General features: G+C 30.1%; 17 protein-coding genes. All 17 read left to right on the forward strand.

Translation table 11 applies throughout. The features are described from left to right. The 17 genes from ABHQ57_RS14315 (at position 1) to ABHQ57_RS14395 (ending at position 16,385) form a co-directional block, all read left to right on the forward strand. Positions 1–651: a hypothetical protein gene (locus ABHQ57_RS14315; protein WP_167712369.1), complete on the forward strand. Its 651-nt coding sequence runs from the start codon at positions 1–3 to the stop codon at positions 649–651. 149 nt (positions 652–800) lie between these two features. Continuing rightward, positions 801–1,454, forward strand: coding sequence for a hypothetical protein (locus ABHQ57_RS14320; protein ID WP_167712368.1), 654 nt, complete (start codon positions 801–803; stop codon positions 1,452–1,454). A 26-nt stretch (positions 1,455–1,480) separates the two neighbouring features. Continuing rightward, positions 1,481–2,074: a hypothetical protein gene (locus tag ABHQ57_RS14325; RefSeq protein ID WP_167712367.1), complete on the forward strand. Its 594-nt coding sequence runs from the start codon at positions 1,481–1,483 to the stop codon at positions 2,072–2,074. A gap of 12 nt (positions 2,075–2,086) precedes the next feature. After that, entirely contained in the window at positions 2,087–2,800 is a 714-nt protein-coding gene (locus ABHQ57_RS14330; RefSeq protein WP_167712366.1) for a hypothetical protein, read from the forward strand. Between the two features lie 49 nt (positions 2,801–2,849). Further along, positions 2,850–3,692: a hypothetical protein gene (locus tag ABHQ57_RS14335; protein WP_167712365.1), complete on the forward strand. Its 843-nt coding sequence runs from the start codon at positions 2,850–2,852 to the stop codon at positions 3,690–3,692. Positions 3,693–3,936: 244 nt separating this feature from the next. Continuing rightward, entirely contained in the window at positions 3,937–4,455 is a 519-nt protein-coding gene (locus ABHQ57_RS14340; RefSeq protein ID WP_167712364.1) for a hypothetical protein, read from the forward strand. Positions 4,456–4,836: 381 nt separating this feature from the next. After that, on the forward strand, positions 4,837–5,331 hold the full coding sequence (locus ABHQ57_RS14345; protein WP_073184364.1) for a hypothetical protein: 495 nt from the start codon (positions 4,837–4,839) through the stop codon (positions 5,329–5,331). 304 nt (positions 5,332–5,635) lie between these two features. Then, positions 5,636–6,034, forward strand: coding sequence for a type VI secretion system tube protein TssD (gene tssD / locus ABHQ57_RS14350; protein WP_073184365.1), 399 nt, complete (start codon positions 5,636–5,638; stop codon positions 6,032–6,034). A gap of 131 nt (positions 6,035–6,165) precedes the next feature. Beyond that, complete coding sequence (locus ABHQ57_RS14355; RefSeq protein WP_159495468.1) at positions 6,166–8,010, forward strand: type VI secretion system Vgr family protein; 1,845 nt, start codon at positions 6,166–6,168, stop codon at positions 8,008–8,010. Between the two features lie 21 nt (positions 8,011–8,031). After that, positions 8,032–9,648, forward strand: a complete 1,617-nt coding sequence (locus ABHQ57_RS14360; RefSeq protein ID WP_167712363.1) for a PAAR domain-containing protein — start codon at positions 8,032–8,034, stop codon at positions 9,646–9,648. Beyond that, on the forward strand, positions 9,645–10,427 hold the full coding sequence (locus ABHQ57_RS14365; RefSeq protein WP_047790823.1) for a hypothetical protein: 783 nt from the start codon (positions 9,645–9,647) through the stop codon (positions 10,425–10,427). Before ABHQ57_RS14360 ends, ABHQ57_RS14365 begins: the two co-directional genes overlap by 4 nt. A gap of 3 nt (positions 10,428–10,430) precedes the next feature. Next, positions 10,431–13,682 (forward strand): toxin VasX, encoded by a 3,252-nt coding sequence (locus ABHQ57_RS14370; RefSeq protein WP_167712362.1) that lies wholly within the window; start codon positions 10,431–10,433, stop codon positions 13,680–13,682. Between the two features lie 3 nt (positions 13,683–13,685). After that, complete coding sequence (locus ABHQ57_RS14375) at positions 13,686–14,405, forward strand: hypothetical protein (RefSeq protein ID WP_167712361.1); 720 nt, start codon at positions 13,686–13,688, stop codon at positions 14,403–14,405. Then, positions 14,399–15,151, forward strand: a complete 753-nt coding sequence (locus ABHQ57_RS14380; protein WP_167712360.1) for a hypothetical protein — start codon at positions 14,399–14,401, stop codon at positions 15,149–15,151. The genes ABHQ57_RS14375 and ABHQ57_RS14380 overlap by 7 nt, the downstream gene beginning before the upstream one ends. Positions 15,152–15,178: 27 nt before the next feature. Continuing rightward, positions 15,179–15,325: a hypothetical protein gene (locus tag ABHQ57_RS14385; RefSeq protein ID WP_167712359.1), complete on the forward strand. Its 147-nt coding sequence runs from the start codon at positions 15,179–15,181 to the stop codon at positions 15,323–15,325. Next, positions 15,310–15,858 (forward strand): hypothetical protein, encoded by a 549-nt coding sequence (locus ABHQ57_RS14390; protein ID WP_389864053.1) that lies wholly within the window; start codon positions 15,310–15,312, stop codon positions 15,856–15,858. The genes ABHQ57_RS14385 and ABHQ57_RS14390 overlap by 16 nt, the downstream gene beginning before the upstream one ends. A 116-nt stretch (positions 15,859–15,974) precedes the next feature. Further along, positions 15,975–16,385 carry a hypothetical protein gene (locus ABHQ57_RS14395; protein ID WP_073184373.1) on the forward strand — a complete coding sequence of 137 codons (411 nt, stop codon included), beginning with the start codon at positions 15,975–15,977 and terminating at the stop codon, positions 16,383–16,385. Positions 16,386–16,424: the final 39 nt, after the last annotated feature.

Consider the following 16,424-nt stretch of genomic DNA (forward strand, 5'->3'; position numbering starts at 1 on the left):
ATGAAATACATAAAAATAATATTAATCTTAATCATTATATTTTCTTGTAAAAGAAATGTAAAGGAAAAAATATCAAGAGAAAATCTTAAAACTAAAGAAGTTGTAGATGAGAAACAAGTTTTAACTTCTGAAAATGGAAATTATAAATTACCAGAATATTATAATAGAACTTCAAAACTAGGTATAGGATTAGTTAAGACTAAGAAAGATACTTTGTTTTTTAAAAATAGTATTAATAGTTCTTTTCAAAAAGAAAGTATTTATAAGCCTAAATCGATTATTCCAATCTTTTTTAAACCAGATTATAATATTTTTTATACGGTATGTGTCGAAAAAATTAATAAAACGTATAAGATTTTATCAGCGAATTCGAAATATTTTTTTGTTCAAGAAAGAGATTTTGAATTTATTTCTTGGGAAAACTTTTTAATAGAAACAGTAGGGATAGAAAATATGGATTGGGGTAAAAACCCTTTAAGAGAAAAACCTAATTCTAGCTCAATTAAATTACCAGTTAAATCAGAAAATGATTTTGTTATAAATGAAACTCAGGGAGACTGGATTGAAGTAGAAAACGAAGACAAAGATAGAGGGTGGATAAAATGGAGAGAAAATGAAAAACTTCTAATTGAAATATATCTATTAATGTAATCATTAGAATAACGAGAATCTTTGATTGATGGCTTTAATCTTCCGCTCATGATGAAATTAATTGCTGTGATAAATATAAAAAGACATTATGATTCAAGACTATGACAAAAAGTTCATTAAAGAGAAAAAGTAGTTTAATAATACTACTTTTGATAGTTTTTATCTCATGTAAACAAAATAATAAAAGTTTCTCAACTAGAGAAAATATAAAAAATGATACCCTTTTCTTTAAAACAGACAATATTTATGGGGATGAATGGTTGTTTTCTGATAGAGAAAGAGCAAATATTTGTAGAGTTTCTTCAAGAATAAATGATACTCTATTTGAGGCTAAACATTTTATCATAAAAAGTAATAAGCTTTTATCAAAAGGGAGACTTCGAAATATTGAAGGGGCTACACCTTTAAGTTCTAGTTATGAAGGTACTTGGTTTTATTATGGAGATGCAGATATTGGATTATATAAAGTAGGAAATTATAAGAAAGGAATAAAAGAAGGGAGTTGGTATGTGTCTTATGAAGATACCATTCCTGAAATATTTTATTATGAGAATGATAATATTATAGAGTATAATGATAGTATTGAGATTTTTGATGATGGAAAAAAAATAATAGCGAAGGGAAAAGGTGTAAGTAGTAGTGGTTTGCCTAAGAATACATGGTGGTTTTATTTTTTTAATTCTAATATTAAGTCACAAAGAGTTTTTTCAGAAGAAGGCGATAAGGTAAAAGTAGTTTACAGAGACTTTGAAATTACAACTAATAAACTAATTGAAGAAGGAAGTTTTGAAGAGGAGAGATAAGTTAAAAACTACTTAAAAAAGTAACAATGAAACGAATTACATTTTTAATCCTCTCAATATTATTAGTATTATCTTGTAAAAATAATACGTCTACCTCAAAACAAATAGTTAAGCCAAAAATAGAAGAGAATGACTTAATAAAAAACGAAAAAAAGTATGAAAGTAATTGTTTTGAAATTACAAATAGGTTCTTACCACTTCCTATTAAGGGGGGTGATGAGCTAATGACCTTATTAATTGAAAACGATATTGAGTCAGTTGAATATAATTGTGATTTTGATGAAGTTCTAATAAAAAAACTATGTAATACAGATAGTAAGTCATTGTATTTTCTACCTAAAAATGAAAAATTCACTCTTGCTATCTTATCAGATGAGTGCGGAGATAATAATCATTATTTACTATTGTCGTTTAAAAATACTGAATTAGTAGACTACATATCGGTTTACCAGTATTATGAAGAAATGGAAGAGGAGTCTAAGAGAATTATTACTGATTTTAAAGTTACTGAAGACTTTAAAATATCAGTTTGTAAAAAGAAGTTTAAGGGAAGAGATCTTAAATCTGAAATAAAAAAAATGTATGAAATTAACTCTTCAGGAAAGTTTATAGAAATATAGAGTATAAAATTGTTGTTTAAATATAAATACATATCATTTTATATAATAATACTGCATTTTTTTATTAATTGTAAATTAGGAGAAGGACAAACAAATTTAAAATCACCTGATAATATAAATGCTACTATTGAAAATGACTCTATAATAAATATAGATAAAAAGAAGAATGATTTTCAAAAATGTATTGGGAGTATACCTAACTATAGTAAAATTAAACTAGAAAAAAGTATAAGAAATTATACAAGAGAGGATGATTCAGGGTACTTTTTAAAAAAAGATAGCTTAAATATTTATGATAAATGTGTTCATTCTTTTTTTAATAGTAATAAAACAGAACATGATAACGGTAACTTTTTTTATAATATAACAGAGAAAAAGTACTATCCTTTCTTTAAACAGGTAAAAGATGATTACATTACCATAGGAAGTTTTGTCCAATATTATGGAGAAAATGATATTCCAGGAGTTAGTTTTCAGTTAAACATATTTAACCACGATGGAGAACAAATAGATTATTTAATTGTTTATAATCGTTTTAGTTTTGAATTGGTTTTAAAGTACGATTTTATATTTAATGATAAATTATCTGAGATAATAATAGATAAAATAGAAGAAAATTGGCTGTTCTTAGATGAAGAAGGAGAAATAATAGGTGAAAGAGATACTCCAAAAGTAAAAAAAGAAAAAGAGACTTATAAAATTAGTAGTTCAGGATTCATTAAGTAAAATAGCAAAAATAAAAGCAGACAATGACTTAATCAGCAATACAATTTATGTGGGAAAAACTCTAAATATTGGCTCACAACCTAAAAAAGAAAAAACAGGAAATAAAGTGACTTTTAAAAAGTTAAAGTCAGCAAATTTAGGTGATGAAGTTTATGTAGTTGTAAAAACATTAAACTTAGCAAATAAAAAAGTTAGGCTAAATGTAAAGCAAGGAAAAGGGGAGAAGACAAAACTAGAAACTAAAGAAAAAGGTTTAATGTTACAGCATGATAAAGGTACAACTACAGAAGCTGAAGCAGTAGTTGGAGCTTATGCAAAAGATAATAAAATAACCAACAAAACTGATTTTAAAGATTGGGCAATTTTTAAAATAATCTTAGGGGATAAAGATACCAGAAGAGAAAAAGAAGAGTTAGATAAGCTTAAGGATAAAAAGGCATTTATGCACTTATTAGTTGATGCCCACACTCCTAATGATATAAAGGTAGTGTATAATGGAAGAAATCCTGATAAAAACGGAGAACCAGATAAAAGAACTACTCCTAAGTATTGGCTTGATATAGATGGTAAATGGTTTGAGTTGGGGAAACAACAAAGAGCTCCCTGGATGGAGTTTGCAGAACAAGAATATGAAACCTTTAAAGGTATAAATGAAAATAAATCACCATTAAAAGAACTAATCAAAGATTATTATCATAAAAGTACAACATTAGGGAAGTCGCATTACGGAAAGAAAACAGAGTGGACAGATGTAGTATCATGGTGTGCTTCTTTTGTAAATTGGTGCTTTGAACAAACTAAAAACTATAAAGGAACTAATGAAAGTAAAGGAGGAAGTTATAATTCATTAGCCTTTGATTGGACACCAAAAAATTGGGAGAATGGAGAATAATGCGAAGCTTTTTATGGAGCAGTAATAACATTAAAGTATTCCCATACAGCTTTTATAGTTGGTAAAAACACAAAAAAGAATAAGTATGTTTATTTAGGAGGGAATCAAGGAGGTAAGAGTTCAGGAGAACAACAGATTAGGTATGGTACTGTGACTATTGGTAAAGAAAAATCGATATCAAAACCCAAAAATTATAAAGTCACAGATGAAGAAAAAAAGCTTAAAGAAATGACTGTAAATGCAGATGGTTCATTTAAAACAACAAGATAAATATATTATGAAACTCCTATTGTTAATTTTGATTTTTACATTTTTTTCTTGTGGAAAGAAAGGAAAAGAGAGTATAGAAGTTAAAACTTCAAAACAAGTTGAAATAGAAAGTTCTATTGAAAAAAAAGCAAATAAGAATAATTCAGATTGTTTTCAAAGTAAGGACAGTGTAAAAATATCTTCTCTTTTACAAAAAATTAGTAAAGAATATTTAAAAAAGGATATGTCTGAATACTTATCTGAAAATTATATAGAAACATTTGAAAAGTTTCCCAATGAACTTTTTGAACAGGCTTTAAAAAATGATGCTAAGCCAATCTTTGAAATAAAAGAAGATGATGTTGACTGTAACCTATTGCCTGTTTATTATAATTATATGGTTAAGATTATAGATGATGGAGAAGAATACTCTAGTGAAAGCACATTGATTTTTTATTTTATTAAAACAAAAGAGGGAGAGATTTTATTGGAAGGTATGGGGGCAGCTGGTTAATTGTACTATTGCATAGTATGACCTTTGCTTTAAAGTAAGTTAGGGTAACTTTTTATAAAAATTCTAAAATACTTATTTAGGTACAAAATAGGTGTATTATTTTATTACTCACTTAACTAAAGGGTAGACAACTAAACTCGAACATTTTTTAATTTTACACAAGTATATTATTAGTAATTGCTGTCAGTCAATATAAAAAACTTACTATTTTTGTGTAACTGCTAAAAAGAAGAATAAATCTAACATTCTTATATTTTGAAGAAGAAAAAGAGCTACTATAAAATTACAATATGGTAGTAACCAAATTAAAATTTAATACAACTCTTTCTTCATTATAATTATAAACGTGTTAGTAGCAGTTTTTCAATTAAATTTACATGTATGATTTTTAAACTGATATTTAGAAAAAAATTAAAAGAATTAAAAAAGAAAGAACAAGGAATAGAGCTAGAAAGAAACCGTTTAAAAAAAGTTAAGTATTTATTAGATGAACGAGTAGGTAAAGAAGTAAAATGTGTAATAGAAACAACTAATAAAGGTGTAGAAGTGTTAGTAGCAATAAACTCTAAAGAAAACGAAATAGAAGTTTTTGATATTGATACTATGAACACGCCTCCAGTTAAAGAATCTGGGTTATGGGTGAAGATGTGGGACAAAATGAGAAGTAAAGAAGTTTTTTTACAAGATAGAAATGGAAAAAACAAGGGCTTCGAAGAAGTTGCAATGATGCATTTATTTAACTTGATTGATAAAGCCACAAAAGAAAAAGTTAGTTGGAAAGTAAAAGATATTAAAGATTATAATGATAAAGATAAACTCATTACTTTATATGAAAATATGGGGTTTAAAATAAAACACTTTTCAAAAGCCCAATAACTTTAAAGAGCGTAAAGTCAATTTAATCAGTAGTAGTCTTTGTTTAGCTAAGATTGTTAAGGTTCCTTGAGAAAATACTTTAAGAAAAGTAACAATTTATTTACATAAAAATTTGGTAGTAAGAAAACTATAGTATAAATTTACACCACACAAGGCAATATTTGTTATCTTCTTTCTTCTTTTAGAATGGCGCCAAAAATAAAAAAAGAGAAGGTTTTATATTGTTTAAAGCTTTCTCTTTTTTTATTGAGAAAGCTCTAAAAAGTATTTTAAAATTAATTATTAAACCCAAAAAAAAGAAACTATGGGATCATTTAGAGCAAGTTTCGAATTCGCAGGAAAAGAATTCGACGTATTAGAAGCTGAGTACAGCTTAAACAGAAACACAGACACAAAAGGTAAGCCATCTTCAAGTGTAAACGGAGGAAGAGTTACTTTAACTATTGAATCTACATCAGATACTTCTGTTATCGAGGCAATGGTAAATAGCCAGTTTAAGTCTGTAGATGGAAAAATTGTTTTCAAGAAAACAGATGAAGATTCAAAAATGAAAGAAGTAGAATTTAAAAACGCTTACATCGTTTACTTCAAAGAAGAATTAGATGTAAACAACGAAATTCCAATGAAATTAACAGTTACTTTCTCAGCTGAAGAATTATTAATTGGTAACGCTAACTTAGATAACCGTTGGCCAGTAGCTTAATGAGAAGGACTAAATAACATTTAGTTTTATATAATTTATTTATTAAAGACCTTCTCTTTATTACAAAGGAAGGTCTTTTTTTGTTTAAAAAATAGCATTGAAAATTATTCTAACAAAGAAAAAATACCCCCATGCATAAGATAAAAGAAGAAGCATTAGATAAACAAATTACTATAGATGGTAATTTTGTAAAGAGCTATAAAACAATTACAATAAACCAATTCTTATACCAACACCATACTTTTGAAGTCGTGGTAGACATAGAAACTGTAGAAGAAGCAGGAAGTTACACCTTGGAAAAATCAAAAGAATGGTTAGGAAAACAATTAACAACTAATGTTTCTGGTAAAGCATTTATAGGTGTTGTGTTAGATGTGTCAATGCGCCATAATGAAATAGGTTTACACGGTGAATTAATACTTAAAGGGTTATCTCAAACAGTTTTACTAGAAAATGGAAAACAACAGAAATCTTGGCTAGAAAAAGATTTGGCAAGTATTATTTCAGAGATCATGGATACTACCGCTATAAAAAACAAGATTAATCCAGCATACACTTCAGTAATTCCTTACCAATGCCAATACGCAGAGAGCGATTATAAGTACCTACAAAGATTAGCATATCAGTATAATGAATGGTTTTATTTTGATGGAGTAGACGTTATTTTTGGAAAGCCAGAATCACAAGGTCAAAAACCAATAGAGCTAGAATATAGTAAAGACTTAAAAGAGCTACAAATAAAAACGAAAACGTATAATCCTACTTTAGCAACTTATAGTTACGATTCATTAAATGATCAGTTTTTTGAAGGAGATTTAAAAGTAACTAACGAAGGATTAAACGATTTAGCAAATACAGCACTTAAAGCATCAGAACAAGTTTATAAAGAAGTAAAAGACTTTGGTGTAAGTGATGTGTTTTTACAAGACAAATCATCATTAGATGAGTATTTACAAAAACGATTACAAGGGTTAAGTGCAGGAGGTAATGTGCTTAAAGCAAGTGGAGGAGCGAAAGGACTAAGTTTAGGGAGCGTAATTAAAGTAAGTGCAGCAAAGTATGACGAAGGAAAATATACTGTAAAACAGTATGGAGAATATATTATAACACAAATAAGCCACTTTGCAGATGTAGGAGGAGCATATTCTAATACTTTTGAGGCAATTCCAGCAAACACAAAAAGCTTACCATTAAACGAAAATATAGCACCAGCTGTAGCTAATAATCAAGTAGCAAAAGTAGTAAGTAATAAAGACCCAGAAAGTAAAGGACGTGTACAAGTTCAGTTTTACTGGCAAGAAGCTATTGGAGCAAAAACAGATTTTATTCGTGTAATGACCCCAGATGCAGGGAGCAGTGATCTTACTAAAACTAATAGAGGTTTTGTTTTTATTCCAGAAGTAGGAGACCAAGTAATGGTAGGTTTTGAGCATAATGATCCTAACCGTCCCTTTGTAATGGGAAGTATGTTTACAGGTAAAAATGGAGCAGGAGGAGATGAAGAAAATGTAAGAAAGAGTATTATTACGCGAGGTGGACACACTATTGAGTTAGATGACACAAAAGATAAAGAGAAAATAACCATAAAAGACAAAGACGGAAGTATCATAACCTTTGATACTAAAGAAAAATCATTGTTTGTTCAGTCTGCTGAAACTATGGAGTTTTCTGCAAAAAATGTAAAAATAATTGCTGAAGAAAATATCGAACTACAAGCAAAAGGAGAAATAAAAACAGCATCAGAAAAAGACACTTCAATCTTATCTCAAGGAGCAATTAAAGCTCAGGCAGATAAAGACGCTAGTATTACAAGTAGTGCAAATGTAGCCATTGAAGCAAGTAGTAAAGCTACCATTAAAGGGCAAAACACAACTATTGAAGGTCAAGCGGCAGCCGAGTTAAAAGGACAACAAACAAAAGTACAAGGGCAAATGACTGTTGTACAAGGAGCAAGCGGTAAGTTTGATATAATGTAATCTTTTTAAAAACTAAAATATATGCCAGGACCAGTAGCAACAGTAGGTAGTATGCATGCATGTCCTATGTGTAGTGGAACAACCCCTCATGTTGGAGGACCAATAGCACAAGGAGAAGCAAATGTATTAGCCAATGGTAAACCCGTAGCCACCATAGGTAGCATGTGTACCTGTGTAGGACCACCAGATACCATAGCACAAGGATTTCCTAATATTTTAATTAACGGAAAACCCGTAGCATGTTTGGGAGACCTAACAGCTCACGGAGGAACAATAACAGCAGGAGAAGCTAATATTATAGTGGGTAGTGCTGCGCCAGTTCCATCGGTTAATATGCCAGTAAATAAAATACCATTTCCTAAAATTAGTATTGTAGATAGATTGGCTCACAATAGTAAAATAAAAGAAGCGGAAGAAAATCAAGAAAAGCTAAAAGAAGAAGAGCAAGGAGAACCGCGAATTTATAATTTACAATGGCTAAAAGAAAAAAATATAATACGGAGGTCAAAAGTGTTAAAAGAAGTAACACTTCGAGCTTATGTGTATAATATACCAGATGGAGAAAGTATTACGTTTAAAGTAAAGAAACCTGTTGAAACTACCGATGAAAATGGTAGTACAACCACAAATGAAGAAGAAGTGGTTGAACTAACAGGTACGGTACAAGATAAAAAAGTAGAAGTTACTTGGGAAGTTGAAGATGCTTCGGAAGAAAAGGAAAGTACCAATAATGAAGGTAGTAATTCAAATTCTAATACAAAAGAAGCGTGTAATTCAACACCATCACCTAGTAATCTAATAGTACCAGCTTCTGAAGAAGAAAAAAAAGACCGTTTTGTTGAAGTAGAAAAAGGAGAGGTTAAAAAAGGTAGTTGGATTATAGAAGAAGGAAACACAATTATTGTTAATAGGAATGGAAATAGAGCATATGATTGGGAGTATGCAGATGCTCCCAGTGAAGCTAAAATGAAGAAAAATGGGATGTCAGATCATGATATTTTTAATGTGAAGTTAACAAAATCTTACCCAGAAGCATATTTAAAAGCAGAAATGAAAGTTACTCTTTGGTTGTTTTCTGATCTGGAAGATGGTTTTGGAGAAAATGGAATACAATTAGCTAATCACTTTTTTTCTGGAGGAGGAAAAGATTTTGAATTTAATCAAAATTCAAACCCTTCAAAAGAAATACGTGATTCAAAAAGGTTTAAGTCTTTTTTGTCATCTTTAAAAAAGGAACTTAAAGAGAAATATAATAAAGATGGTGTTATAGATAATGATTCTACAAAGAATACATCTTATAAAATAAAAACTTCACTTCCTTACTATGGAGTATCATCATCATTAAACCCAAATATGAATGAAGCAGCAACATTTATTGGAGGTATTCAAGGTTGTTTGGCAAAATATAGAGTGTTAAAAAATGAAAAGACCAATGAAGTAAAAGTTGAAATAGATAGGGTGATATTTCTTGATACTTTTGGAGCAGGATGGGAAGATGGAGGAGCTAATGGTATGGCTAAGCAATGGGTGCCAGGTTTGGTGGCAATGTTCTGTTTACAACATTTTAAAAATGTAAATAATCCTGAAAAGTATAGACCTTTTACAGTGTTTGTAGATATTAAACCTTCGGAATCATGAATTTAATTTTTCTTTCTCTAGTTGTTATTGTTGTAATTTTCATTCTTTTTTTTATTAAAAAAAAGAAGTCAATAAAAATCGTACTGTCTCTTTTGTTACTTTCAACTGCTTTTTGGGTATATCTTTTAAGTGAGAGGGAAGTAAAAAATAAAAACTCAACTTTTGAAATAAAACATGTTACAATAAATGATTATTATGCAGATTATGTATTTAACTTTAAAGGCAACTCTGATCAAATAGAAAGCATATTTAATTATGTTTATGATGACATAAAAAATAGAAAACTAAAACAAAAAAAGAAAGTCCAAGAGAAGATTATATCGGGAAGTGCAATGGCGGATAAGTCAGCTAAAAATGTAGTTAATAAAGCTTCAGTAACTAAAGAAGAAATAGAATCAAGCTTTTTTGATTATGAGCTTTTAAGGCCTGTTGAAAATGCAAACCCCAATGATAGAGAGAACTTAATATTTAAGTTTATAATAGATAAGGAAAAAGGAGATATAGAAAGTATTATATCAAAATTTACGAATACGGAGATAAAAAAAGAGGAGTATAAAATTGAATCAGTAAATGATACTTTATCTAACATATATTTAGAAGATACATTATTAAATTATAATTCATTTTCTAAAAGCTTAGAGTTGGCAAAAAAGAACAAATCTCACTTTACTTCGAATATTTACAATTACGATGTTTTATGCAAAAACAAATTTATTTTCAGAATAAAATATTTTGAAAGAGGAAAACATCTTAAAGTACTTTTTAAAAACAAAAATTAAAAAATGGCTAACGATATTTTAGAAAAAAACCAACTAACAGAATATAATGAGGTAGTTGCTAGGTATTTTTTTGAATGTACAGGAGGTGGTGTTACGGAACCTGTAAAGAGTCCAGAAAAAGAAGCTTTAAAACCGGGTATTCGTTTACATTTTTTACGTTATGGTTTATTTGATAGGAATTCAGAAAACCAAACAGAAGAAGATGTAAATGCACCTAAATATAACGATCCGAGAATAACCAAAGGTGTTTTAATACAAGATGATAAAGCAGTATGTAAAAATGTAGCTACTTGTAATTCTAATACCCAGAATACAAATGCAGCAGAAAACAGTACGCTTGAGTTAGAAGAAGTAGAGGTGTTGTCACTAAAAGAATTGCCTCAAATTAATAATTTTTATGTAGCCCGAACTGCTCTAAATAAAGGATATATTTATCTAATTAACGATGAAGATCAAGACGATTACCACGAACTATATGTTGATGAAAGTGGACAGCTACAGCATATTATATGGGCATACAACAAAGATGAAAAAGGAAACTATAAAGATATTCGAAAACCATCTGGAGACAAGAGTGAATATAAGTTAATAATAGAACCAGGAAAAAAATATTGGGTAGCATACTCTCCTGTACAATGGAGTAGAGATTATCATAATGAGCTGAATACGGATGCTAATAAGCGTAAAGAACGTATGAAGTTGATAGACTGTAGTGGTATAAAAAAAGGAGAAGAAGAAAAACATGAAAATGTTATACCATTTACAAACGTAAGAGCAACGTTTCCTGGTAATCATCCAAGGGCAGGTGCACTTGAAAAAATGCTAGATTCAATATTATCAGATGAAAAGAAGCAAGATGAAAAAGGAGATAATGAGGTTTTTGAAGATATGTTTGTTACGTTGCACGACCCTGTAGGTTGTGCAAATGATGTAGGAGTAGAGTTAGCTGATAAAATAGCAGATTTAGAAGCTTTAGTAGAGTCGTTAGGTACTGGTAAAGACCCTGTTGAAATAAAAAAAGATATTCTTGAAGGAAAACCAAAACAAGAAATAAAGAAAGGTTCAAGAGAGGAACAAATATCTACATTATTAGCAACAGCATTAACAACCTATCAATTAGTGTATAATGATAAAGAAATGATTACCGATTATGATGGAGGAGAAAGTGGTAGTGGACCAAAATTTACAGGCATAAACATTGGGGCAACTCCAATGATATATTGGGATGGCAATGGTATCTTGCAACAAAAATTAATAGACATACTAGCTGTAAAAGAACGTAAAAAAATACGTGAATCAATTGTGAGTTATCGACACGATTTTACAATTATTTTAGGTAGTGATTATTATACGCAATATTTTGAAGATTTTAATGAAAATGGTTTTATAGGACTGTTAGAAGGAAAGCATATTACTACATCTCATATGCGTTTATTAAGTATTGCTCCAGGGGGTATAGATCATTATCTAGACTTAAAAAAACATCGTGATAACTACAAAGGAGAACTGAAAAATAAAAACAAAGAAGCTAAAGAATTCTACATAAAATACGTAAAAGGGAGTAATAAAAAAGTACACGAAGTTTTAGAAAAAGAGTTAAATCTCGATTTTTTTGATGAAAATGAAAATGTTTTAAATAACAGTTTGTTAACTGATTTAGCTAACAAAGTAGCAGGACATGTTAGTAATGGTTTAGAAGCTTATGTAGGGCTTAGTAATGCAAAAAAAATAAACTTAAACCTTACTTTTGATAGACTCAAGGTGCTTACGCATAAAGGCAAACCAGTTTTTCAAACACGAACAAGAACTCTTGAGGCTTTATTAAAACAAAATGGAGCCACTTTAGATGAAAGTGTAAAGTTGGTAGACTTTAAAAAAGGACATCGAATAGCTAAAATATTAGACGTAGAAGAAATATATTTGGTAAATGAGTATAACCCCAAAGGAAAAAACACCTTAAATGTACCAGCAAAAATACCTGCAAAAAAAACAAAAGCTCAAGTGCAAGGAGCCCAACGGGTATTAAACAATATTCATTTTGCTAAAGGCTTATATTACTTGCAAATTTTAAATATATCTTCTGCAACTTATCAGGTGTATGAAAACAAAGGGTCTTATAAAAGTATAGCAAATTTGGTGGGTATTGGATCTGAGTTGACAGGAGCCTTTTTAAATGTGAAAAAAATAAACGCAGTAGCATTAAATAGAGAAAGCAAGGTGGTTAGTAGCCTTGGTAATAGAGCAAAATTTTTTAATAAGGTAGGAGCAGGATTTACAGCAGCTGTATGTTTTTGGGAGGCCATTGATGCTTTTAGTGACAACGATAACGATGCGGCTTTTATGTGGGTAGGCGCAGGAGCGTTGTTTACAACGAGTATCTTTGTGTTAGGACCCGCCGGTTGGGTCATTGGTGGGGTAGCCATAGGTTTGGTGTACTTAGCAAACTATTTTAAAGATACACCACTTGAGCGATATTTTAAGCATTATTGGTTAAGTGATAGGGTTGCTTTATCAAGAAATAATAATGAAGCTCCTTGGCAATATATCAACAGGGTGTATGAAAATCGCAGCACATTAATAAAGGATAGAGAAGAATATAAAGATTGGAAAGATTTACGTGTTTGTCATCAACAACTGTTAGATTTAATGGTGTGCAGTGCAATGTTTGTAAAAGAAATTAAATTAAGTTCAGAAAGGGCAATTAGTATAGGTGGAGAAGATGGTAGAGCTGGTGCTTCTTTTGCTACAAGCGATGTAAGTAAGGTAACCATACAAACAAGTTTTCGCCAATTTTTGTGGTTTAAAGACCAATTGCAGTATAAAGTTTTTTTGGTTAATACTAGAACAGGAAGTTATGAAGAAATAGCTGAAGAAGAATTAAGAGGAGAAGTTAATTTAGAAGAAGATAACAAAGGTAAAATAATAGCCACAAACACCACTATTAATATCCCTAACAGAGTTCACAGAAAAAGACATAACAATCAAACTACTATTTTTCAGTTGTTGTTTATTTGTAAGTTAACAATAGATGAAGAAACAAATAAGTATTACCCTCATACGTATGTGGGGGAGGAACGTTTTATGGGAATAAAAATAAAACTGTTTGAAAGCAAAGTTACAGGCACTAAAAATATGGATGGTTTGTTATTTAAACCGCAACCAACAGAATATAAAGGGTTTTATTATAAAAATGTAAAGGTGGATACGCTTAATAATTTATTAGTGTGGGCAAAAGATCTGATATTGAATATATAATTTATGGCAAAAATTAAAAAAAGGTACGGTAAATGGGGTGGATATTTAGAGAAGCTTATTTATGAAAAACCGAAACGAAAGGTAGAAAAAGAGAAAGTAAACGATCCTGATTATTATGTAAGAGTAGATAATCAGTTTTTTATAATGAATAATGGTCTTATTGGTAATATATATATATATACAGGATTGGCAGGGTATTTCTTTGTGTTATTTACTGTTGTAGTAAGGCTATTTTTCAATAAGAGTCTTAGTTTTATTTTCTTGTTTTTATTATTTTTGTTAGGTACTTTTTTTATAGTATATCATTATACTCGCCCCAAAAAAGAGCTAGTATTAAATCGTTTAGAAGGGCTTATAACTATACCAAACACATTATATTTTAAACCATATACAATGCCTTTTAAAGACGCTTTAGCAGCATGGTCAGTAAAAAATTCTGGTATCAACCCTACAGGTCCAAGTTTGTCTCTTCTTCACCCAAATGGGTTTACAAGTACAGATGTTATGGGACATGAAGTAATAGAAGATTGGAGTTTTATAGTTTGGTACATGGATAAAAATAGACCGTTACCACCAGGAAGTGCTTTTGATGAGTACAGACAAGCGGATTTTGAACGAAGAAAAGCAGCAGGTTTTCCTATGCCTTTATACCCAAGTAGTATACCAACACCCGAAGCTACGCAAGAACAACAAGCAGAACGTAAACGTATTGGAGGATGGTAGATTTTACCCGAAAAATAACCCATGAAGAATATAAAAACGTAGAAAAACTTAAAAAATATTACCATCGAGTTGTAAAAAAAATACATACAAAACCAAGAAATTTTAAGAAAAGAAATTACAAGAAATCACAATATAGATTAGTAGATGATAATTTTGTAGCTAGTAAATCTGGAAGTATAGCTACTCCTCAAATAGGTGGGGGTGTGTCTTTGTTATTATTATTAGGAACATTATGGTATCTTATCAGAGATGGATTGAATAATGAAATTTTATTTTTTATGATATTATCAGCTTTTTTAACTATCTTTTTTGTAATCTATGGTTTTACAATGCCTAAAAAGGAACATATTTTAAATCGTAAAGATGGTTTAATCACGATGACAGGCTTTTTTTGGCAAAAAAATATCACGATGCTATTTGAAAAAGTAGAGTTTGCCTATAGCACTGGTGGTGAAGATGGTGTAGGTGGATTTATGTTACAAACTATTCGCCCAAATAAGTGGAAAACATTTGATATTTATACAATATTTGGAGGAGATTGTTATGAGGACATGTCTTTTATAACATGGTATATGGATAAAAACCGTCCACTACCTCCTGGAGATGCTTTTGATCCATATCGTCAACAAGATTTTGAACGTAGAAAAGCAGAAGGGTTCCCAAAACCCCTATATCCAAGCAAAATTTCCACGCCCGAAGCTACAAAAGAACAACAAGCAGAACGTAAACGTATTGGTGGATGGTAAACTATACTTAGATAAATAACAGCTTTAATGGAGTACTTATCAAAGATAGTTAAAGAGAAACCACAAGAAACAACACAAAAAAGTGTAGAGAGCAATAAATATTTTATAGAGGAAGCTAATGACTTTTTTACAAAGAGAAAAGAACAGCGAGAGGTTGGATGTCTTGGATTATAGGTGTTTTTTTTATTTTGATGTCTTTTTTTGGGTTGATTTCTGAAGATTTCTGGACAAGAACTATCATATTAATAACTTTTGGGATTCCAGGAGTTTTAACAGTTATTTATGGTTTTGTAGCTCCTATTAAATACTTAATTTTTGATAGGATGAATGGAGTTATAGTCATGCCTAGAAATTTTAGAAGTACAGTAACTATTCCTTTTAGTACAGGTTTTTCAAGGGTTAAACATATAAATTCTAGTCCAGGAGTTATTAGTGGTATGTTAGCTTTTGTGTCTAGTAAGAGTAAAGATAGAGTTGGAGGTTTATTAGCAGAGTATAACATAAATAACTATTGGTCATTTACTGTTTGGTATATGGATAAAAACCGCCCATTACCTCCAGGAGATGCTTTTGATCCATATCGTCAGCAAGACTTTGAACGAAGAAAAGCTGAGGGATTTCCGAAGCCTTTGTACCCAAGCAAAATATCAACGCCAGAGGCTACTAAAGAACAACAAGCAGAACGTAAACGTATAGGTGGATGGTAAAGAGATAAAATTAAGTAAGCTATGTTATGAGTTATTGTTTTACAAATAATTTTTAAAAGAGTAAAAGCCTAAGGTTATGAAATGTAAAGTTTTAAAAATTTGTACCTTTGCAAGGCATGAAGAAACATTTTTCTAAAATAACAGCTATAACCTTAGCACTAACAGTGTTGCTATCTACATTCTCTTTTAATGTAGAAAAACATTTTTGTGGTGATTTTTTAGTAGCTGTTTCTTATGTAGGAAGTGTAGCTAGCTGTGATGATGTAGAAGAGGATAGCTGTGAGAGTAAAATAAAAGAGCCATCGTGTTGTAAAGACGATGTAGAGCTTATAAAAGGGCAAACTCAAATTCAGAAATCGTCTGTAGAAAAAATAACCTTTATAAAGGTTGCTACAGCGGTTACTTCATATGTTTTTAACAGTCTGTTATTTCAAGACTTAGAAAAACAAATTATTCCACATAAACAGTATGTACCACCTAAGTTATTTTTTGATATACAGGTACTTCACGAAGTCTTTATCATATGATTTACAATTCTTACTAAAAAAATAAGAATTGTATAATAT

It is taken from the genome of Tenacibaculum sp. ZH5_bin.1 (assembly GCF_042865525.1).
Lineage (GTDB): Bacteria > Bacteroidota > Bacteroidia > Flavobacteriales > Flavobacteriaceae > Polaribacter > Polaribacter mesophilus.

What these genes read in the sequence shown, in the direction of transcription:
- ABHQ57_RS14365 (WP_047790823.1), top strand. Translation starts at nt 9,645, where the DNA reads ATGAATTTAATTTTTCTTTCTCTAGTTGTTATTGTTGTAATTTTCATT.
- tssD (WP_073184365.1), top strand. Translation starts at nt 5,636, where the DNA reads ATGGGATCATTTAGAGCAAGTTTCGAATTCGCAGGAAAAGAATTCGAC.
- ABHQ57_RS14315 (WP_167712369.1), top strand. Translation starts at nt 1, where the DNA reads ATGAAATACATAAAAATAATATTAATCTTAATCATTATATTTTCTTGT.
- ABHQ57_RS14385 (WP_167712359.1), top strand. Translation starts at nt 15,179, where the DNA reads ATGGAGTACTTATCAAAGATAGTTAAAGAGAAACCACAAGAAACAACA.
- ABHQ57_RS14390 (WP_389864053.1), top strand. Translation starts at nt 15,310, where the DNA reads ATGTCTTGGATTATAGGTGTTTTTTTTATTTTGATGTCTTTTTTTGGG.
- ABHQ57_RS14370 (WP_167712362.1), top strand. Translation starts at nt 10,431, where the DNA reads ATGGCTAACGATATTTTAGAAAAAAACCAACTAACAGAATATAATGAG.
- ABHQ57_RS14375 (WP_167712361.1), top strand. Translation starts at nt 13,686, where the DNA reads ATGGCAAAAATTAAAAAAAGGTACGGTAAATGGGGTGGATATTTAGAG.
- ABHQ57_RS14355 (WP_159495468.1), top strand. Translation starts at nt 6,166, where the DNA reads ATGCATAAGATAAAAGAAGAAGCATTAGATAAACAAATTACTATAGAT.
- ABHQ57_RS14340 (WP_167712364.1), top strand. Translation starts at nt 3,937, where the DNA reads ATGGTTCATTTAAAACAACAAGATAAATATATTATGAAACTCCTATTG.
- ABHQ57_RS14325 (WP_167712367.1), top strand. Translation starts at nt 1,481, where the DNA reads ATGAAACGAATTACATTTTTAATCCTCTCAATATTATTAGTATTATCT.
- ABHQ57_RS14360 (WP_167712363.1), top strand. Translation starts at nt 8,032, where the DNA reads ATGCCAGGACCAGTAGCAACAGTAGGTAGTATGCATGCATGTCCTATG.
- ABHQ57_RS14345 (WP_073184364.1), top strand. Translation starts at nt 4,837, where the DNA reads ATGATTTTTAAACTGATATTTAGAAAAAAATTAAAAGAATTAAAAAAG.
- ABHQ57_RS14395 (WP_073184373.1), top strand. Translation starts at nt 15,975, where the DNA reads ATGAAGAAACATTTTTCTAAAATAACAGCTATAACCTTAGCACTAACA.
- ABHQ57_RS14380 (WP_167712360.1), top strand. Translation starts at nt 14,399, where the DNA reads ATGGTAGATTTTACCCGAAAAATAACCCATGAAGAATATAAAAACGTA.